The 20,161-nt window shown below is 66.9% G+C and carries 16 protein-coding genes; 15 read left to right on the top strand and 1 reads right to left on the bottom strand.

All coding sequences use genetic code 11. The features are described from left to right. Positions 1-242 precede the first annotated feature (242 nt). The 8 genes from I6N89_RS04880 (at position 243) to I6N89_RS04845 (ending at position 9,461) form a co-directional block, all read left to right on the top strand. The gene (locus tag I6N89_RS04880) at positions 243-665 is read left to right on the top strand and encodes a hypothetical protein (protein ID WP_207017087.1); all 423 of its coding nucleotides are present in this window, start codon (positions 243-245) and stop codon (positions 663-665) included. Positions 666-789: 124 nt separating this feature from the next. After that, entirely contained in the window at positions 790-1,989 is a 1,200-nt protein-coding gene (locus tag I6N89_RS04875) for an aminotransferase class V-fold PLP-dependent enzyme (protein WP_207017086.1), read from the top strand. Positions 1,990-2,052: 63 nt separating this feature from the next. Beyond that, complete coding sequence (locus I6N89_RS04870) at positions 2,053-3,474, top strand: cryptochrome/photolyase family protein (protein WP_207017085.1); 1,422 nt, start codon at positions 2,053-2,055, stop codon at positions 3,472-3,474. Between the two features lie 139 nt (positions 3,475-3,613). Further along, entirely contained in the window at positions 3,614-4,054 is a 441-nt protein-coding gene (locus I6N89_RS04865; RefSeq protein WP_207017084.1) for a TrgA family protein, read from the top strand. 11 nt (positions 4,055-4,065) lie between these two features. Next, a complete protein-coding gene (locus tag I6N89_RS04860) occupies positions 4,066-5,190 on the top strand; it encodes an NUDIX domain-containing protein (RefSeq protein ID WP_207017083.1) in 1,125 nt (374 codons plus the stop codon). Between the two features lie 58 nt (positions 5,191-5,248). Beyond that, positions 5,249-6,277 carry a cysteine synthase A gene (locus tag I6N89_RS04855; RefSeq protein ID WP_207017082.1) on the top strand — a complete coding sequence of 343 codons (1,029 nt, stop codon included), beginning with the start codon at positions 5,249-5,251 and terminating at the stop codon, positions 6,275-6,277. Further along, complete coding sequence (locus I6N89_RS04850; protein ID WP_207017081.1) at positions 6,274-8,748, top strand: DUF3772 domain-containing protein; 2,475 nt, start codon at positions 6,274-6,276, stop codon at positions 8,746-8,748. Before I6N89_RS04855 ends, I6N89_RS04850 begins: the two co-directional genes overlap by 4 nt. Then, complete coding sequence (locus I6N89_RS04845; protein WP_207017080.1) at positions 8,745-9,461, top strand: alanyl-tRNA editing protein; 717 nt, start codon at positions 8,745-8,747, stop codon at positions 9,459-9,461. Before I6N89_RS04850 ends, I6N89_RS04845 begins: the two co-directional genes overlap by 4 nt. Before the next feature lie 295 nt (positions 9,462-9,756). Here I6N89_RS04845 and typA read toward each other — a convergent pair whose 3' ends face one another. Beyond that, positions 9,757-11,577 (bottom strand): translational GTPase TypA, encoded by a 1,821-nt coding sequence (gene typA, locus I6N89_RS04840; RefSeq protein ID WP_207017079.1) that lies wholly within the window; start codon positions 11,575-11,577, stop codon positions 9,757-9,759. Between the two features lie 204 nt (positions 11,578-11,781). On the opposite strand from typA, the gene I6N89_RS04835 reads away from it, so the two are divergent. The 7 genes from I6N89_RS04835 (at position 11,782) to I6N89_RS04805 (ending at position 20,141) form a co-directional block, all read left to right on the top strand. Then, the gene (locus I6N89_RS04835) at positions 11,782-12,351 is read left to right on the top strand and encodes a hypothetical protein (protein WP_207017078.1); all 570 of its coding nucleotides are present in this window, start codon (positions 11,782-11,784) and stop codon (positions 12,349-12,351) included. A gap of 21 nt (positions 12,352-12,372) precedes the next feature. Next, the gene (locus tag I6N89_RS25390; RefSeq protein ID WP_236016432.1) at positions 12,373-14,124 is read left to right on the top strand and encodes a methyl-accepting chemotaxis protein; all 1,752 of its coding nucleotides are present in this window, start codon (positions 12,373-12,375) and stop codon (positions 14,122-14,124) included. A gap of 113 nt (positions 14,125-14,237) precedes the next feature. Then, positions 14,238-15,362: an extracellular solute-binding protein gene (locus I6N89_RS04825; protein ID WP_207017077.1), complete on the top strand. Its 1,125-nt coding sequence runs from the start codon at positions 14,238-14,240 to the stop codon at positions 15,360-15,362. Between the two features lie 144 nt (positions 15,363-15,506). Continuing rightward, positions 15,507-17,249: an arginine--tRNA ligase gene (argS, locus tag I6N89_RS04820; protein ID WP_207017076.1), complete on the top strand. Its 1,743-nt coding sequence runs from the start codon at positions 15,507-15,509 to the stop codon at positions 17,247-17,249. An 85-nt stretch (positions 17,250-17,334) separates the two neighbouring features. Next, positions 17,335-18,342, top strand: a complete 1,008-nt coding sequence (locus tag I6N89_RS04815) for an SPOR domain-containing protein (protein WP_207017075.1) — start codon at positions 17,335-17,337, stop codon at positions 18,340-18,342. After that, positions 18,339-19,343 carry a glycoside hydrolase family 3 protein gene (locus I6N89_RS04810; RefSeq protein ID WP_207017074.1) on the top strand — a complete coding sequence of 335 codons (1,005 nt, stop codon included), beginning with the start codon at positions 18,339-18,341 and terminating at the stop codon, positions 19,341-19,343. Before I6N89_RS04815 ends, I6N89_RS04810 begins: the two co-directional genes overlap by 4 nt. Continuing rightward, positions 19,344-20,141, top strand: coding sequence for a segregation and condensation protein A (locus I6N89_RS04805; RefSeq protein WP_207017073.1), 798 nt, complete (start codon positions 19,344-19,346; stop codon positions 20,139-20,141). It begins immediately after the preceding gene. Positions 20,142-20,161: the final 20 nt, after the last annotated feature.

Here is a 20,161-nt window from a genome sequence, read left to right as displayed (position 1 = left end):
AGGTTTGATCTGAATGAGCGCGGGCCCTCGGGCCCGCGCGCTTTTTTGTGGCGCAGGGTGGCAACGCGAGCCCTGTGAGGTGTTGCGTTGTGTCCTTGGAAGGGGGAGCCTGGAGCGACGCATGCGCCAAGCCGCCGCCAAACCGATCCGGTACTAGTCCGTCCGCGTGCGGCAAGGTTTGGAACGGTTGTTTCCAGTCAGCCGATATGGTCCTGTCATCCGTGACCAAAGGGCGGTTCCCTATGTTTTTGCTCATAAACCTAGCGACGATCTCGCTTGCGATTGTGGCGCTGGCGATTCCGCCAGGGATCGCGATGACCCGGTTGCGTCTTGTTCCGGGGCTGGCCCTTAGCCTGATGCTGACCGCCATCGTGACTTTCATCTGCTACTATTGGGCGGATCGTTCCATTGATCTCAAGCTTTGGTGGCTGGGCACCGATCCAGCGGGTTTTACCTTTGAAGAGCAGCTCCGCACGGTCGCTCCGAAACACCGGCAGATCGCACAAGACCTGATCAACGCGCGTCTTGGGATTGGCTGGGCGCTTTCGGCAATCTTCGCCGTCGTGTTCCTCGCGACGCCATATGTATTTGCCGCATTCGCAACGGTGCGGTTGGTTCGGCGTAAACGGGCAAAGGCCCGCATGTCCGGCGATCCGGCAGCGTAGGGTGGGGTTCCAACCCACAGATCCGGGGCCATCCCCCAAACTCACGTAAGGTTCGCCGCGCCGATCCTTGACGCTCCGCGCATTCGCCGGTTTTCTCCGCCGCAATCTCAGGGGAGTCGGACATATGCTGGATCTGGAGTTCGTGCGCGGGCAGTTTCCCGCCTTTGCCGAGCCGTCGCTGGAAGGCTGGGCGTTTTTCGAGAATGCGGGCGGGTCTTATACCTGCCAGCCGGTGATCGAACGGCTGACGCGTTTCTACCATCAGCGCAAGGTCCAGCCCTATGCGCCATACCCGGCCTCGGAGGCGAGCGGAGCCGAGATGGACGAGGCGCGCAGCCGTCTGGCCGGGCTGCTGGGGGTCGAGAGCGATGAGCTGAGCTTCGGCCCCTCGACCACGCAGAACACCTATGTGCTGGCCCAGGCCTTTCGCCAGCGGATGATGCCCGGCGAGGCGATCGTCGTCACCAATCAGGATCACGAGGCCAATTCCGGCCCCTGGCGGCGGCTGGCCGAGGACGGGATCGAGATCCGCGAATGGAAGATCGACCCGGAGACCGGGCATCTCGACCCGGCAGCGCTGGAAAAGCTGCTCGACGAGAAGGTGCGGCTGGTCTGTTTCCCGCATTGCTCCAACGTGGTGGGCGAGATCAACCCGGTGCGCGAGATCACCGCGCTGGCCCATGCCGCCGGCGCCTGGGTCTGTGTCGACGGGGTGAGCTATGCGCCGCACGGCTTCCCGGATGTGGGGGAGCTCGGCTGCGATATCTACCTGTTCTCGGCCTACAAGACCTACGGGCCGCATCAGGGCATCATGGTCATGCGCCGCGCGCTGGGAGAGGCGCTGCCCAACCAGGCGCATTTCTTCAATGGCGACACGCTCTACAAGAAATTCACCCCCGCCGGGCCGGATCATGCGCAGGTCGCGGCCAGCGCCGGCATGGTGGATTATATCGAGGCGCTGGCGGCGCATGAGGGCGTCGCCCCGCGCGAGGTGGCGGGGCTCATGCATGCGCATGAGGTGACGCTGATGCAGCCGCTGCTCGACTTCCTGGGCAACCGGAATTCGGTGCGCCTTCTGGGGCCGCGCGATGCCGCGCACCGCGCACCGACCGTGGCGGTGGCCTTGCAGGGCCCGGCGGAGGCGGCGGCGCGGGCGCTGGCGGAGCACGGGATCATGGCAGGGGGCAGCGATTTCTACGCGGTGCGCCCGTTGCAGGCCATGGGCGTCGATCCGGCGATGGGCGTGCTGCGGCTCTCCTTCGTGCATTACACCGCGCAGCACGAGGTGGAAAAGCTGATCGAAGCGCTCGACCGGGTGCTGTGACGCCGGTGGCTTGACCCTGCCGCGTGGGCGCTATCTGTCTGCCGGGCAACAAGGAAAGCCGCCATGTCAGAGCCATCCCCCGTCCTCGTCTGGATCCGCCGCGACCTGCGGCTGAGCGATCACGCCGCGTTGCACGCGGCGGGGCAGGCGGGGCGTCCGGTGATCCCGGTCTTCATCCGCGACCATACGGTCGATGCGCTCGGCGCGGCGCCTAAATGGCGGCTGGGGCTGGGGCTGGAGGTCTTTGCGCAGGCGCTGGCGGAGAAGGGCAGCCGGCTGATCTTTCGTGCGGGGCCTGCGCGCGAGGTGCTCGACGCGCTGGTGGCGGAGACCGGCGCGGGTGCTGTCTGGTGGCAGCGCGCCTACGATCCGGCTGCGGTCGAGCGCGACACCGATGTGAAATCCGCGCTCAAGGATCGTGGCGTCGACGCCAAAAGCTATGGCGGCCATCTGCTTTTCGAGCCCTGGAGCGTCGAGACCAAGCAGGGCGGGTTCTACAAGGTCTATACGCCGTTCTGGCGCGCGGTCTGCGGCACGGATGTGCCCGAGCCGCTGCCGGCGCCGTCGAAGCTGCCCGCTCCCGCAAGCTGGCCGGAAAGCGATGCGCTGGAGGATTGGCAACTCGGCGCTGCGATGCGGCGGGGGGCTGCGGTGGTGCGGCCCTATGTGCAGCTCGGCGAGGCGGCGGCGCAGGGGCGGCTTGGCGGCTTTGTCTCGGGGCGCATCGCCGAATACAAGGACGGGCGCAATATGGTGGCCGAGGACGGCTGCTCCAACCTGTCGGAAAATCTCAGCCTGGGCGAGATCAGCCCGGCGCAATGCTGGCACGCCGGCAAGCGCGCGCAGGAGGCGGGCAAGCCCGGCGCCGAGACCTGGCTGAAGGAGTTGGTCTGGCGCGAATTCGCCTATCACCTGATGTGGCACACGCCGCATCTGCTGGAGGACAACTGGCGCGAGGAATGGGGCGGCTTCCCCTGGAACGAGGATGAGCGCCGCCGCGAGGTCATCGCCTGGAAACGCGCCCGCACCGGCATTCCCTTTGTCGATGCGGCGCTGCGCGAGATGTATGTGACGGGGCGGATGCACAACCGCGCCCGGATGATCGTCGCAAGTTACCTCACCAAGCACCTGATGTGTCATTGGAAAATTGGAATGGACTGGTTTGCCGACTGCCTGATCGACTGGGATCCGGCGGCCAATGCGCTCGGCTGGCAATGGACCGCCGGCAGCGGCCCGGACGCGGCGCCCTATTTCCGCGTCTTCAACCCGATCACCCAGCGCGAGAAATTCGACCCCGACCGCACCTATGTCACGCGCTGGATCGCCGAGGGGCAGCGCCGCCCGCCCGAGACTGCGCTCAGCTATTTCGACGCGATCCCCGAGAGCTGGGCGATGGCGCCGGGCGATGCCTATCCAGACCCGGTGGTCAGCGCCGACGACGGGCGCAAGGCGGCGCTGGCGGCCTATGAGGCGCGCGATTTCTGAGCGCGACCGGGCCAGATGTTTCGCAAGGGTCACATGCGCAGACCGGCTTTGGCACAGGGCCGCGCAGCGCTTGCAGATCGCGACGCGGCGGCGTTACCTTAGCGTCAATCAATAATCACGCAGTTGAGGCCCGTCGCAGATGTTTACCGCCGCCCGCCTGGTCGCCGCGCTTTGCATGCTGGTGCTGGCCTATTTCGGGTCGCAATACATCAAGACGTTGCCGGAAGAGACCACCGATTTCGGCATCTTCACGCAGGTGAACTGCGTGATCGGATTTCTCTGCGGCTGGATCATCGTCGGTCCGCGCGCCGGGCGGGGGATGGCCTCTGCGGTCTCGCACGGCATCACCGGAGTGGTGGCTCTCATCCTGTGGGGGCTGTTCGTGCAGTCGGCCAACGAAATGGTGCGGTTGGCGATGCGGCACCGCTATCACAGCGCGATGGAGGCCTTTGCCGCGATTTTCGAAATCGGCATCGACTTTGGCCAGATCCTGCTCGACAGCGGGTTTTTCACCATGATGCTCGCCGGAGCCATCGTCACCGGTCTGCTGTCGGAAACCGCATCGCGCCACTGGCGCTGAGGGAGAACGGCATGGCCGATCTGTTTGTCTTCGGACCGCTTCGTCATGCGCCCTTGCGAGAGAAGGTTCTTGGCCGCGCAGTGGCCTGCGAGACGGCGAGGCTTTCGGGTTATTCGGTCTACGAGGTCGCCGCGAAAGGGGCGCCGGAAGCGGTACTCTGCCAAACCCCCGGCGCTGCCGCCGAGGGGGTGCTGTTGCGGGATCTCTCCAACCAGGATCTGGCGCGGCTGGCCTATTACGAGGGGGAAAGCGTCGACGTCCTGCGCGAGATGTCCGTGACAATGTCGGACGGCGCCACGGTGCAGGCGCTGGCGCGCGCGCTGGGATGTGTGCCGGATGGCGAGCGGCTTTTCGATCTGGCCGAGTGGGCCGCCGAATGGGGCCGGCTGGCCTGCGGCACCGCGCGCGAGATCATGGCGCAGTACGGCCGGACAGAGCCCGAGACGATGGCCAGGCTGCGCCCGTTTCTGGCGGCGCGGGCCTGGGCGCGTGAGCTGGCCCGACAGGACGCCCCGCATGCGCTGCGCTCCGCTCGCGGGCTCGATACGGTCGAGATCCTGCGCGACCGGCCGGGCTTTGAGGGTTTCTTCCGCCTGCGCGATTTCGATCTGCGTTTCCGACGCTTCGACGGCAGCATGACGGAGACCCTCAGCCGCGAAGGATTTGTCGCCTATGACGCGGCACTCGTCCTGCCCTACGATCCCGAAACGGACCGCGTGCTGCTGATCGAACAGCTACGCTACGGCCCGGTGCTGCGCGGCGATCCCAAACCCTCGATTCTGGAGCCGCCGGCGGGGCTGGTTGATGCCGGAGAAAGCCCGGAGGTCTGCGCCCTGCGCGAGGCCGAGGAAGAGGCCGGCGTGCAGCTCAGAGAGCTGCGTCCAATGATGCGCGTCTATGCCTCGCCTGGCTATACGACCGAGTTTTTCCACTGTTTTCTGGGGCTTTGCGAGCTGAGCGAGGCCGATAACGGCTTGGGCGGGCTGGATGAGGAGCACGAGGATATTCGCAGCCATGTGATCCCGTTCGAGCGGGCCATGGCGCTGGTCGACAGCGGCGAGGTGAATGCCGGGCCATTGGTGATGATGCTCTACTGGCTGGCACGTCATCGTGAGGAGCTGCGCCGCAGCGCTTGAGTTCCCAAACACGCGGCCCTAAACCTGTGTTTCAGACCGTGAAAGAGGGAGGGCACCCATGCGGGTCGCACAGGATCTGGCGCAGGCCATCGGACATACGCCGCTCATCAAGCTGCGCAAGGCCAGCGAGATGACAGGCTGCACCATCCTCGGCAAGGCGGAGTTTCTCAACCCCGGCCAGTCGGTCAAGGATCGTGCCGCGCTCTACATCATCCGCGATGCGGTGGAGAAGGGGCTGCTGGAGCCCGGCGGCACCGTGGTCGAGGGCACCGCGGGCAATACCGGGATCGGGCTGGCGCTGGTCGGCGCGTCGATGGGGTTCAAGACCGTCATCGTGATTCCCGAGACCCAGAGCCAGGAAAAGAAGGATATGATCCGTCTGGCCGGCGCCGCGCTGGTACAGGTGCCCGCCGCACCCTATGCGAATCCCAACAACTATGTGCGCTATTCCGGCCGTCTCGCCGAAGAGCTCGCCAAGACCGAGGCGCATGGCGCGATCTGGGCCAACCAGTTCGACAACGTGGCCAACCGTCAGGCGCATATCGAGATGACCGGCCCCGAGATCTGGGATCAGACCGACGGCAAGGTCGACGGCTTCATCTGCGCGGTGGGCTCCGGCGGCACGCTGGCCGGCGTCGCGGCGGCGTTGCAACCCAAGGGCGTCAAGGTCGGGCTCGCCGATCCCGAGGGCGCGGGGCTCTACAAGCTATATACCGGGCAGGAGAATCCCGGCGACTCGATCACCGAGGGCATCGGGCAGGGGCGTATCACCGCCAATCTCGAAGGCTTCACCCCCGATTTCAGCTACCGCATCCCCGATGAGGAAGCGCTGCCGGTGGTGTTCGATCTGCTTCAGGACGAGGGGCTTTGCCTCGGCGGGTCTTCGGGCGTGAACGTGGCGGGCGCGATCCGCATGGCGCAGGAGATGGGCCCGGGTCACACCATTGTCACCGTGCTCTGCGATTTCGGCACGCGGTATCAGTCGAAACTGTTCAATCCCGCATTCCTGAAGGACAAGGGGCTGCCCGTGCCGGCCTGGCTGGACCGCGCCCCCGCCTCCATACCCGGTGTTTTCGAGGACGCATGACCGCCTTTACGCGCTGGTTCGCCGCCGTCGGCCTGGCTCTCCTCCTGGCGCTGAGCGCCGGGGCGCTCCGGGCGCAGGACAGAGATCTGAGTTACGATTCCTGGGAGACCGTCGCGGCCCGGGCGGAACAGGTGATCGAGAACGGACAGGCGTCGGACGCCGCGCTCGAAGATCTGCGCAGCACCGTCGCGGGCTGGCGTGAGAGCTTCCTTCAGGCCGAAAGCACCAACGCCACGCGTATCCAGACGCTGCAATCGCAGATCGCCGCGCTGGGAGAGCCGCCGGCGGAGGGCGAAAGCGAACCCGAGGAGATCGCCACACGGCGCGCCGAGCTGAACGACGAGCTCGGGCGCCTTCAGGCGCCGGTGCGGCAGGCCGAGGAGGCCTATACCCGCGCCGACGGGCTGATCCGCGAGATCGACGAGATGATCCGAGCGCGGCAGGCCGATGCGCTGCTGTCGCTGGGACCGTCGCCGCTCAACCCGTCGCTCTGGCCGGATGCGGCACATGCGCTCGCGGCGTCCTGGCACAGCCTGTGGTCGGAGCTGCACCAGAACCTGCAATCCGACGTGACGCTGCGCGAGGCGCGGCGCGATCTGCCGGTGATCCTTCTGCTGGTCGGGCTGGCGCTGCTGCTGGTGATACGCGGCCCGGCATGGATGCGCATGGCGATCAACTGGTTGCGCCGAAGCACCCGACGCGGGACCGGCGTCTGGGGCTTCCTGCTCTCGATCGGCGGCATCATGCTGCCCTTTGCCGGGCTGGTGCTGCTCACCGCGGCGCTTCAGGCGACGGGGCTCGCCGGCGTCAAGGGCCGGCTGATGCTGGAGCAGCTTCCCGTCTGGGGTGGCGCGCTGTTGCTGATCGGCTGGCTGGCCGATCAGAGTTTCCATCAGAACGACGATATCGCGACGTTGCCGCTGCCACAGGCACAGCGCCGCGAGGCCCGCTACTATTCCAACCTGCTGGCCGTCCTGTTCGTGCTGCGCTCGGCCGGGCTCACCACCGCCGAGATCTTTTCCTATTCGGATACCACCCGGGTGGTGCTGGATTTCCCCATCCTGGTGCTCTGCGCGCTGATGCTGTCGCGGCTGGGCCATATCCTTTCGGGGCTGACTCCCGAGCGGGCCACCGAGGGCACGCTGCTCGAAGGCTCGCATTTCCGCCTGCGGCTGGCGCGGATCATCGGCCGCGCGGCGGTGGTGCTGGCGGTGGTCGGTCCGGTTATGTCGGCCATCGGCTACGATGCGGTCGGTCAGGCGACCGTCTACCCGGCAGTGGCGACGTTGGCGGTGCTGGCGCTGGTGCTGGTGCTTCAGCGCGTCGTCAACGATTTCTACGAGCTGGTCACCGGCAAGGGCGCGCAGGATGCGGACGGGCTGATCCCGGTTCTGGCCGGTCTGGCGCTGCTGATCGGCGCATTGCCTCTGCTGGCGCTGGTCTGGGGCGCGCGGGTGGCCGATCTCACCGAGGTCTGGGCGCGGTTCCGCGAAGGCTTCACCTTCGGCGACACGCGGATCTCGCCCGCCGATTTCTTTACCTTCCTGGTGGTTTTCGTCATCGGCTACGCGCTGACGCGGCTGACCCAGAGCGGGCTGCGCAGCTCGATTCTGCCGAAGACCAAGCTCGACCCGGGCGGACAGACCGCCATCGTCTCGGGGCTGGGCTATGTCGGCATCTTCCTCGCGGCGCTTATCGCGATCACCGCCGCCGGGCTCGACCTCTCGTCGCTCGCCATCGTGGCGGGTGCGCTTTCTGTCGGGATCGGTTTCGGCCTCCAGAACATCGTGTCGAATTTCGTGTCGGGCATCATCCTGCTGATCGAGCGGCCGATCTCCGAGGGCGACTGGATCGAGACCGGCGGCACGCATGGCATCGTCAAGAGCATCGCGGTGCGCTCGACCCGGATCGAGACCTTCGACCGCACCGAGCTGATCGTGCCGAACTCCGATTTCGTGTCGGGGCGGGTGACCAACTATACCCGCTCGAATGTGCTGGGCCGGGTCGTGATGAATGTGGGCGTGGCCTATGGCACCGATACGCGCAAGGTCGAGGAGGTGATCCTGCGGGCGGTGCGCGAGCACGACATGGTGCTGCTGAACCCCGAACCGATGGTCACTTTCGAGGAGTTCGGTGCGGATTCTCTGAACTTCGTGATCCGCGCGGTGATCCGCGATGTCGGACAGATCCTGGTCGTGAAATCGGATTTCCACCACGAGATCGCCTGCCGCTTTAAGGAAGAGGGGATCGAGATCCCGTTTGCACAGCGCGATGTCTGGCTGCGCAATCCCGAGGCGCTGTTCGCCCGCGACAGCAACGGGACGCCGTCCTCCGCCAGCGACGAGAGCACCGGGCAGGATGATGCATCCCGCGTTAGAGCTGAGGCGCAGCAGAGCAGCCGCTCGGATGTGATGCCCACCGGGCGCGACGGCGACGACGGTCAGCACAGCGAAGGAGGAGAGGGCCGATGAGCGAGGCACTGTTCCGCGAAGACGCCTATCTGCGCGACGCGCAGGGTGTGGTGGTGGCGCATACGCCCGAGGGCGGGTTGGTGCTGGATGCCACGGTCTTCTACCCCAAGGGCGGTGGCCAGCCTGGCGACAGCGGGCGGATCGAATGGTCGGGAGGCGCGCTCTCCATCGCCACGGCGGTGCCGGGGGAGGACGGCGCGGTGGTGCTTGTGCCCGCCGAGCCCGTACCGTTGCCGCCGGTGGGCACGCCGGTCGCGCAGCGCATCGACTGGGACCGGCGCTACAAGCATATGCGCGTGCATACGGCGCTGCATCTGCTCTCGGTGGTGATCCCGCTGCCGGTGACCGGCGGCGCGGTCTCGGCGGGCAGCGGACGGCTCGATTTCGCCATGCCGGAACCGCCCGAAGACCGCGATGCGATTGAGGCGGCGCTCAACGATCTGGTGGACCGCGATCTGGTGGTGAGCGCGGATTGGGTCGAGGAAGCGGTGCTCGACGCCAATCCCGGTCTGGTGAAGACGATGACGGTGCAGCCGCCGCGCGGCAAGGGGAGCGTGCGTCTGGTGCGTATCGGCAGCGGGCGCGATCAGGTCGATCTGCAACCTTGCGGGGGCACCCATGTGGCAAGGACGGGCGAGATCGGGCGCATCCGCCTCGGCAAGATCGAGAACAAGGGCCGCCAGAACCGGCGGGTTCATTTGGTTCTTGAGTGAGAGCGCTTCGTGGCTCTCGTGGAACGGTGGGCAGATTGCCCACCCTACGGTCGAGCAGCGCTCGGGCGCGGGGCAAGCCCGAAGGGCGCCGCGCCATCGCCGGCCCGTCCGCCGGGCTGGCGATTTGGTGACGATCGCGCAAAGTGTCGAGATCCTTCGGATCTGGCAGGGATAAAGTAAGAGGTTCGTCGGTCAGATCGCCAACCCACGGGCAGGCGATGGCGCGGCTCGCGCGTATAGGCCTCGTGTAGGGTGGGCAATCCTGCCCACCGTTCCCTGCGAATTTCGCGCCGCCTTATTGCGCCGATTTCGCCATCCGCTTGCGCTCATGCGGATCGAGATAGCGCTTGCGCAGGCGGATCGCGTTGGGCGTCACTTCGACGAGCTCGTCGTCGTTGATATAGGCGATGGCCTCTTCAAGGCTCAGCGTGACCGGTGTGGTCAGGCGCACCGCTTCGTCCGTGCCCGAGGCGCGCACGTTGGTCAGCTTTTTGCCCTTCAGCGGGTTCACTTCCAGATCGTTGTCGCGCGAATGCTCGCCGATGATCATGCCGGTGTAGACCGGCGCCTGCGCACCGATGAACATCTTGCCGCGATCTTCGAGGTTCCACAGCGCATAGGCCACCGCCTCGCCGTTCTCCATCGAGATCAGCACGCCGGCGCGCCGGCCCGGGATCGGGCCCTTGTGCTCGGTCCAGCCGTGGAACACCCGGTTCAGCACGCCGGTGCCGCGGGTGTCGGTGAGGAACTCGCCGTGATAGCCGATGAGCCCGCGCGAGGGCACATGCGCGATGATCCGCGTCTTGCCCGCGCCCGCCGGACGCATCTCGACCAGCTCGCCCTTACGCGCACCGGTGAGTTTTTCGATCACCGCGCCGGAATATTCGTCATCGACGTCGATGGTTGCCTCTTCGACCGGCTCCATGGTGACGCCGTTGTCGTCCTTCATGATCACCTGCGGGCGCGAGATCGACAGCTCGAACCCCTCGCGGCGCATGTTCTCGATCAGAACGCCCATCTGGAGTTCGCCGCGCCCCGAGACCTCGAAGGCCTCGCCGCCGGGTGTGTCGGCGATCTTGATCGCGACATTGCCCTCGGCCTCTTTCATCAGCCGCTCGCGGATGACGCGCGACTGCACCTTCTTGCCGTCGCGGCCCGCCAGCGGGCTGTCATTGATGCCGAAGGTCACGGTGATTGTCGGCGGGTCGATGGGTTGGGCGTCGAGCGGTTCGTCCACCGCCAGCGCGCAGATCGTGTCGGCCACGGTGGCCTTGGACATGCCCGCGATGGAGACGATATCGCCCGCCAGACCCTCTTCGAGATCCGCCTGTCCGAGGCCGCGGAAGGCCTGCACGCGGGTGATGCGGAACTGTTCGATCTTCTGGCCGATGCGGCTGATCGCCTGCACCGTCTGGCCGACCTTGACGCGGCCGGTCTCGATCCGGCCGGTGAGCAGACGGCCCACGAACGGGTCCGAGCCCAGCGTGGTGGCGAGCATCCGGAAATCCTCGTCCTGATGCTTGATCTGCTTGGGGGCGGGGACGTGGTTCACCACCAGGTTGAACAGCGCCGAGAGATCCTTGCGCGGCCCGTCGAGCTCGGCGTCGGCCCAGCCGTTGCGGCCCGAGGCGTACATATGCGGGAAATCGAGCTGGTCCTCGTCGGCATCGAGCGAGGCGAAGAGGTCGAAACACTCATCCAGCGCGCGGTCGGGTTCGGCATCGGGTTTGTCGACCTTGTTCAGCACCACGATCGGGCGCAGCCCCAGCGCCAGCGCCTTGGAGGTCACGAATTTGGTCTGCGGCATCGGGCCTTCGGCGGCGTCCACCAGCAGCACCACGCCATCGACCATGCTCAGGATCCGCTCCACCTCGCCGCCGAAATCGGCGTGGCCGGGGGTGTCGACGATATTGATCCGCGTGCCTTTCCACTCGACCGAGGTCGGCTTGGCAAAGATGGTGATGCCGCGCTCGCGTTCCAGATCGTTGCTGTCCATGGCGCGCTCGGCCACGGCCTGGTTCTCGCGGAAGACGCCTGACTGTTTCAGCAGTTCGTCGACGAGCGTGGTCTTGCCGTGGTCCACGTGGGCGATGATCGCAATATTGCGCAGGTCCATTGTCCAGCCTTTCGGGAAGTGTTGCGCGACCGCCTAGCCGGGTACGGGGCAAAAGGCCAGACCTATAATAGCGCTTTCCCGGCCTGTGATGCCCGAATGCGTGCGGTTCGGGCAGTGAGGCCGCGTCTTAACCTGCCGTGAGGATTTGGCCTCTAGAGAGAAGGGGCGTGCCCCCCGGTCGGGGGTGTTCCGAAGGAGGAGTGAATGAAGACGTTTATCTGCGCGGCCCTGCTGGCCGTGTCCGCCGCGCCGGCCTTTGCCGTCGATGCCCGCACGGCGATGGAGGCTTTTCTGCAAAGCGGCATTCAGCCCTGGGCGCAGGATCCCGCGCTGATCGCGGCCATCGAGGCGCAGAATGCTCAGACGGCCGGGTATGATGCCGCGCGGATCGACGCGCTGGACAGTGCCTGGCAGGCGGAAATCGGCGCCGCCGACACGCCGACGATCTCCGCCGTGGTCGAAAGCGATCTCGCGACGTTCCTGCGCGATCATGTGGGAGCGGCCCAGGGCGCCATCACCGAGATCTTCGTGATGGATGCGCAGGGGCTCAACGTGGCGGCCTCGGCGATCACCTCGGATTACTGGCAGGGCGACGAGGCGAAATTCACCGAGACTTACGGGCAGGGCGCCGGCGCGGTGCATTACGGCGAGGTGGAATTCGACGAATCGAGCCAGAGCTATCAGGCGCAGATCTCGCTCACCCTCAGCGATCCCGAGACCGGCGCGCCCATCGGGGCGATGACCGTGGGCGTGAATGCCGATCTGCTGATGTAATCCGGCCCGGAGGTCCGTTCAATGCAACTCGCCGCAACCGGCGCGCGGCTGCGCAGCCTTTTCCATTCGGTGTTCGTCCGCGCGGCGCTGCTGCTGGCGGTGACAACCATCGCGGTAGCCTCGGTCATGGCCTGGCAATCCTGGCACCTGACCATGCGCATCGCGCGCGACGGGGTCGTCTCCATGGCGCACAAGACCGTCGAAAGCCAGGCCGGTGCCATGGTGCAGCCGCTGCGCTTCAAGGACGAGGGCAAGCTCGGCGAGCAGTTGTCGCTCGGCTTGCAGAGTGGCGGCGCGGATGCGCTTGGCGGGGCTGTGGTGCAGGCGGACGGCACGGTGCTTGCCGATGCGGGCGTCGCCGCCGGCGACCGTGCCGCGCTCGCGGCGCTGGCGGCGCGTGCGGTCGCGGAAGCCTCGGTGCAGAGCGCGCAGGACGGGCTCTGGGTCGCGGCGCCGATCCTGCTGCCGGGACGCGCGGATCCCGCCGGCGCGGTGGCAATGATCTGGACCGACCGGGCGGTGCTGGCCAGCGCCGCCGGCGACAAGCGCGAGATCCAGATGACCGCGCTGGCGGTCTTCGTCGTCATGATGGCGCTCACCGTCTTCCTGCTGCGCCGGATCATCGCGCGCCCGCTCGGCGGGCTCGACGCGGCCATGGCCCGGGTGGCGCGCGGCGATTACGACAGCGCCGTCGACCAGCGCGAGCGTTCGGACGAGTTCGGCGAGATCGCGCGCCATCTCAGCGATCTCGCCGCCACGCTGGCGCAGGGCCGCGCGGCGGAGGAGGCGCGCATGGCGGCGCATGCGGCTCAGGACCGCGTCGTGCGCCACCTGACAGAGGCGCTCGACCGGCTTGCCGATGGCGGTCTGGCGGAAGGCATCCAGGAGCGGTTTCCCAGCGAATACGAGGCGTTGCGCGAGAATTTCAACCGCGCCGTCGACAGCCTGCGCGACGCGATCAACGAAGTGCGGGTGAGCGCCCAGAACATTCACAGCAACGCCGAGGAAATCGCGAGCGGCTCTGACGACCTGTCGCACCGCACCGAGACCCAGGCTGCCACGCTGGAGCAGACGGCGGCGGCGCTCGAGCAGCTTCTGGGCAGCGTGCGCGACGCCGCCCGCACCACCAAGGAGGTCGAGGAAAACGTGCGCGGCGCCGCCCGCATGGCCGACGAGAATGGCGAGATCATGCGCTCGGCGGTCTCTGCCATGGCCGGCATTGCGCAAAGCTCGGATCAGATCGGCGAGATCATCGGGGTGATCGACGACATCGCCTTTCAGACCAACCTTCTGGCGCTGAATGCCGGGGTCGAGGCGGCGCGCGCCGGCGAGAGCGGACGCGGCTTCGCGGTGGTCGCCTCCGAGGTGCGGGCGCTGGCGCAGCGCAGCTCGGACGCGGCGCAGCAGATCAAGACGCTGATCAGCGGCTCGGCGGATCAGGTCAAGGAGGGCGTGCAGCTTGTCGAGCGGGCGGGCGAGGCGCTGGGGGATGTGGTGCATCAGGTCGGGCAGATCTCCGATCTGGTCAGCGGCATCGCCAGCGTGTCCACCGATCAGGCGCAGGGGCTCAACGAGATCAATGTCGGCGTCGGCAATCTCGACCGGGTGACGCAGCAGAACGCCGCCATGGTCGAGCAGTCCACCGCCGCCGCCCATATGCTGCGCAGCGATGCCGGCGCGCTCTCGGAACTGGTGGCGCGCTTCGATATCGGTCAGCCTGCGGGCGGGCAGGGCGCGGCGGCGGCGCGCGCCGCCCCCGGTCAGGCGGCATGAGGCGGGGCGTCATGAAGCTGTAACCGAACCGTCATCAAGCTGAGTCCATCTCCCTTTACCCGGCGGTCAGTCATTTTTTCTGACACATCCGGACTCTCCGAAGGGATACGACCATGAAGCTCACCCGCCGTACCGCCATGCAGCTGACCGCCACCGTCGTGGCCGCGCCCGCGATCCTGCGCGCCCATGACGCGCTGGCCGCGTCGGGCAGCGTCAAGGTTCTGGCCTGGCAGGATTACGTTCAGCCGAACATCGCCGAGGCCTTCGAGGCCGAGACCGGCATCACGCTGGATCTCACCACTTTCGGCTCGAACGACGAGGCGCAATCCATCGTGCGCGCCTCCAATGGCGGCGATTTCGACGTGGTCTTCCCCTCCATCGACACGGCGGTGAACTATCTCGACGAGAGTGGCGACAGCTATTTCGCGCCGGTCCCCGAGACGGTGAACATGGACGCGATCTACCCGAGCTTCCTGCGCGACAGCGTCGCGCTAGGCGCCACCCATGCCGGCAAGCAGATCCTGCTGCCGCATGACTGGGGCACCGAGGGCCTCACGCTGAACCGCGCCGCGCTGCCGATTTCGGACGCCGATCTCTCCTTTGGCGATCTCTTCACCCAAGAGGCCGCCCGGGGCGCCGCCGCCTTCCGCCAGAAATCGGTGATCATGGGTGCGGGGCTCTATCTCGACGCCACCGGCGAGGTGCCCTCGAACCGCATGCTCGACGTCTACAAATCCGAGGACGACGCCCGCCGCGTCTGGGGTGCCATCACCCAGTGGATCCTCGCGCATAAGGAAAACATCGGCGCCTTCTGGAACAACGCCACCGAGGCGACCGCCGCCTTCAAGGATGCGGGCTGTGTCATCGGCCAGACCTGGGACACCACCGGCCTGTTGCTCAACCGCGAAAACCCCGATTACGTCTATCGCGCGCCCAAGGAAGGCATCATCACCTGGATGGACACGATGGGCATCCTGCGCAACGCGCCGAACCCGGAGCAGGCGGTCGCCTTCATCAACTTCATGCTGAAGCCGGAGACCGGCGGCATGTTCGCCAACAACACCGGCTACAACTCCGCCGTGGTCGGCGCCGCCGATTACGCCAGCGACGAGTTCAAGCGCCAGTTTAACGAGGTCTATACCGAGGAGGTGCTGGGCAATATGTGGTGGTGGCAGGCCTCGACGCCGTTCTTCGACCCGATCCGCAACGAGTATGTCGAGATCCTCACCAACGCCTGACCGGCGGTCGCCCGGCGGCCAGCCACCAAAAACGAACAGAGCGGGCCCGCGCGGCCCGCTCTTTTCGTCGGGGCCACCGCAGGGGCATTTGACCCCAACCGCCAAAGTGGTAGAGGGATCGCCGACCGTATGGAGACACGACCGATGAACCTCTTCACCGACATTCGCGCGCTTGTGCTACAGGCGATCGAGGCGTTGCAGGCCGAGGGTGCACTGCCCGTCGACCTCAACACCGCCCCCGTGACGGTGGAACCTCCGCGCGACCCGCTGCATGGCGACATGGCGACCAATGCCGCAATGGTGCTGGCCAAGCCCGCAAAGCAGAAACCGCGCGACATTGCCGAGGCGCTGGCCGCCAAGATCGGTGCCGACGAGCGCATCGTCAGCGCCGAGGTCGCGGGGCCGGGCTTTCTCAACCTGCGTCTGGCGCCGTCGCTCTGGCAGCAGCTTCCCCAGGCGATCCTGACGGACGGCACGGCTTTCGGGCGTTCGCATATGGGGCAGGGCGAAAAGATCAACGTCGAATATGTCTCCGCCAACCCTACCGGCCCGCTGCATGTGGGCCATACCCGCGGCGCGGTTTTCGGCGACGCGCTGGCCAGCCTGCTGGATTTCGCGGGCTTTGACGTGACGCGGGAATATTACATCAACGATGGCGGCGCGCAGGTCGATGTGCTCGCCCGCTCGGTCTATCTGCGCTATCTCGAAGCGCAGGGCCATGAGGTGGAATTCGCCGACGGCACCTATCCGGGCGATTACCTCATCCCGGTGGGCGAAAAGCTGAAAGAGCAGGTCGGCGACAAATATGTCGGCGAGGGCGAGCAGGTCTGGCTCGAAGAGATCCGCAACTTCGCCACCGAGGAGATGATGGCGCTGATCCGCGAGGATCTGGCGCAGCTCGGCGTGAAGATGGACCGGTTCTTCTCGGAGAAATCGCTCTACGGCACTGGCCGGATCGAAGCGGCGATCGACAGCCTGAACGACAAGGGCCTCATCTATCGCGGCGTGCTGGAACCGCCCAAGGGCAAGACGCCCGAGGATTGGGAGCCGCGCGAGCAGACCCTGTTCAAATCCACCGAGCATGGCGACGATGTGGATCGGCCGATCAAGAAATCCGATGGCAGCTGGACCTATTTCGCCCCCGACATCGCCTATCACTACGACAAGGTGAGCCGCGGCTACGACCAGCTCATCGACGTGTTCGGCGCCGATCACGGCGGCTATGTCAAGCGGATGAAGGCGGCGGTCTCGGCGCTCTCCGAGGGCAGGGTGCCGCTCGATATCAAGCTCATCCAGCTGGTGAAGCTCTTCAAGAACGGCGAGCCCTTCAAGATGTCGAAACGGGCAGGGACCTTTGTCACCCTGCGCGACGTGGTCGACGAGGTCGGCCCTGACGTGACCCGCTTTGTCATGCTGATGCGCAAGAACGACGCGCCGCTCGATTTCGATTTCGCCAAGGCGGTGGAGCAATCAAAGGAAAACCCGGTCTTTTACGTGCAATACGCCCATGCCCGCGTCTGTTCGGTGATCCGCAAGGCCACCGAGGCGGGGATCGACGTCTCCGACCGGGCGCTGATGCAGGCGGATCTGGCGGTGCTGGATCACGAGGCCGAGCTCGGGCTGATGAAAAAGCTCTCCGAATGGCCGCGCCTGGTCGAGATCGCCGCCAAGGGGCACGAGCCGCATAAGGTGGCGATCTGGCTCAACGAACTGGCCTCGGATCTGCATGCGCTGTGGAACAAGGGCCATGACGAGCCCGCGCTGCGCTTCCTTCAGGACGATGCCGCCACCAGCCAGAGCAAAATCGCGCTGGCGCGGTCCGTCGCGGTTGTCATTTCCGCCGGCCTTGGTATCTTGGGCGTAACCCCGGCGGAAGAAATGCGCTGAGCCCAAACGCCGCGCCGCCCCGGGGAAGAACGGGCAGAGCAGACACCGCGTGACGGGGAACCCGGCGCGGGGCAGCGAGGCAAATATGGCAGATTTCACCTATGACGGTCCTGCGGAGACGCAGGCGCCGGCGGGGGCAAAGGTCGCAAATATCGCCAACTGGGCCGGCGCGGCGGTATCGCTTGCGCTGGTGATCGGCGTTGGCGTCTGGGGCTACAAGCTGCTGGTGCGCGATGTCACCGGCATTCCGGTGGTGCAGGCGATGGAAGGCCCGATGCGCATCGCGCCCGAGGATCCCGGCGGCACGCTGGCCGATCACCAGGGGCTGGCGGTGAACGAGGTGGCGGGCAATGGCACGGCCGCCCCCGTGCCCGACCGGCTGCTGCTGGCGCCCGAGCAGTCTGGGCTCTCCGACGAGGACGTGCCGGTGGCGTCTCTGCCGGCCTCGGTTCGCAAACCCTCCGACAAGATCGCGCCCGCGGTGATCGCGCCGCAGGACGAGACCGCGCTGGCCGAGCCGGGCGCCGACGGCGCGCCCGCCGACAGCGCCGGGCTCATTCGCTCGCTCGCCGATCAGATCGCCGCCGATGCCGAACCGCTCTCTGATCTGGAAGCGGGCGAAGATGCCGAGGTGGTGACCGCGCTTGGCGGTGAGTCCGATGAGGGCTCGCAAGAGATCGAAGAGGCCGCCGCGCCGGCACCGGCGGGCGCGCTTGTGCGTTCGCTGCGCCCGCATCAGCGCCCGGCCTCGCTCTCCACCAATCCCGCCCCCGAGGCGATGCTTGCGGCCGCGCTCGAGGCGCAGGCCGGCCCGACCGAGATCGACCCGTCCAGCCTGCCCGCCGGCACCCGCCTGGCGCAGCTCGGCGCCTATGACAGCCCGGAAACCGCCCGCAAGGAATGGCAGCGCTTCTCCGCGCGCTTCGGCGAGTTCATGGAAGGCAAGGACCGGGTGATCGAGCGCGCCAGCTCCGGTGGCCGCGTCTTCTACCGCCTGCGCGCCCATGGCTTCGCCGATCTTTCCGACGCCCGCCGCTTCTGCGCCGCCTTTGTCGCCGAGAATGCCGACTGCATCCCGGTGACCACGCGGTGAGCGGGCGGTTCGGGGCGGCGATCCTCGCGCCTTTGGGGCGTCAACTGTCCGGCGAGGAGCGCCGGTTTTTCCGTGATTCCAACCCGTTCGGCTTCATCCTCTTCGCGCGCAATCTCGACACGGCCGATCAGATCCGCGCGCTGACCGCCGATCTGCGCGATAGTGTGGGGCGTGACGCGCCGGTCTTCATCGACCAGGAGGGCGGCCGGGTGCAGCGCCTGCGCCCGCCGCTGGCGACCGAGTGGCTGCCGCCGCTCGACGATGCCGCGCGCTTTGGCGCCCACGCGCCCCGCGCCATGTTCCTGCGCTACGCCATCATCGCCGCCGAACTGCGCGCCCTCGGCATCGACGGCAATTGCGCCCCGATGCTCGACGTCGCCCGGCCCGAAACCCACGCGTTCCTGCGCAACCGCTGCTATGGCGAGACGCCGGAGCGCGTGGCCGAGATTGGCCGCGCCGTGGCCGAGGCGCATCTTCAGGGCGGCGTGCTGCCGGTGATCAAGCATCTGCCGGGCCACGGCCTCGCGCGGCTCGACAGCCATCTCGACCTGCCGCGCATCTCCGCCCCGCGCGCGGAGCTCGACGCGGTGGATTTCGCCGCCTTCCGCCCGTTCCACGACCTGCCGCTCGGCATGACCGCGCATCTGGTCTTCGAGGGGCTCAATACCCGTCCGGCCACCATCGACCCGGCAATGATCGCGCTCATCCGCGAAGAGATCGGCTTTGCCGGGTTCCTGATGACCGACGATATCTCGATGCAGGCGCTCTCGGGCAGTGTCGCCGAACGCGGCGCTGCCGCGCTGGCGGCGGGCTGCGATTGTGTGCTGCACTGCAATGGCGAGATGGCGGAGATGGCGCCGCTCATGGCCGGCGCCGGCGAGATGAGCGAGGCGGCACAGGCCCGCGCAGAGGCGGCGCTGGCGGCGCGCAGACCGGCGCCCGAGCTTGACATCGCCGCGCTCAGCGCGGAACGTGAGGCGCTTCTGCCGGAGCGTGCCTGAATGAACGACGAGGTCGAGAGCAATGTGCAGACGCTCAGCGTCGCCGAACGCCTTGCCGCCGAGGCGCTCATTGTCGATGTGGACGGGTTCGAGGGGCCGCTCGATCTGCTGCTGACGCTCTCGCGCACCCAAAAGGTCGATCTGCGCAAGATCTCGGTGCTGCAACTGGCGCGGCAATATCTCGCCTTCGTGGACAAGGCCAAGGCGCTGCGCATCGAGCTCGCCGCCGATTACCTCGTCATGGCCGCCTGGCTCGCCTTCCTGAAATCGCGCCTGCTGCTGCCGCCCGATCCCACCGAAGAGGGTCCCTCGGGTGAGGAGCTGGCGGCGCATCTGGCCTTTCAGCTCGAACGGCTTCAGGCAATGCGCGACGTGGCGGCGCGGCTCATGGCGCGCGACCGGCTGGGGCGCGATTTCTTTGCACGCGGTCTGCCCGAGGGCATGGAGCGCGTGCGCAAGGTCCAGTACACCGCCACGCTGCTCGACCTGATGCAGGGCTATGCCCGCATCCGCACCCGCGACGAATTCCGCCCCTTCGTGATGGATCGCGAAAGCGTCTACACCATGGAACAGGCGCTCGACCGCATGCGCGGGCTGCTGGGCTTTGCCGGGCAATGGACGGATATCGCCTCCTGGCTGCCCGAGGGCTGGGACGGCGATCCGGTGAAATGGCGCTCGGCCACGGCGGCGACCTTTGCCGCCTCGCTGGAGCTGGTGAAGGAGGGCCATGCCGAGATACGGCAGTCGGAAACCTTCGCGCCGATCCAGCTGCGCAAACGGGAGACACCGCATGACTGACGCCGAAGACACCGCCCCCG

Origin of the sequence: Salipiger abyssi, assembly GCF_017311415.1 — a bacterium.
Lineage (GTDB): Bacteria > Pseudomonadota > Alphaproteobacteria > Rhodobacterales > Rhodobacteraceae > Salipiger > Salipiger abyssi_A.
Note: the sequence above shows the minus strand (reverse complement) of the source record. Positions and strands in the feature narration are given on the sequence as shown.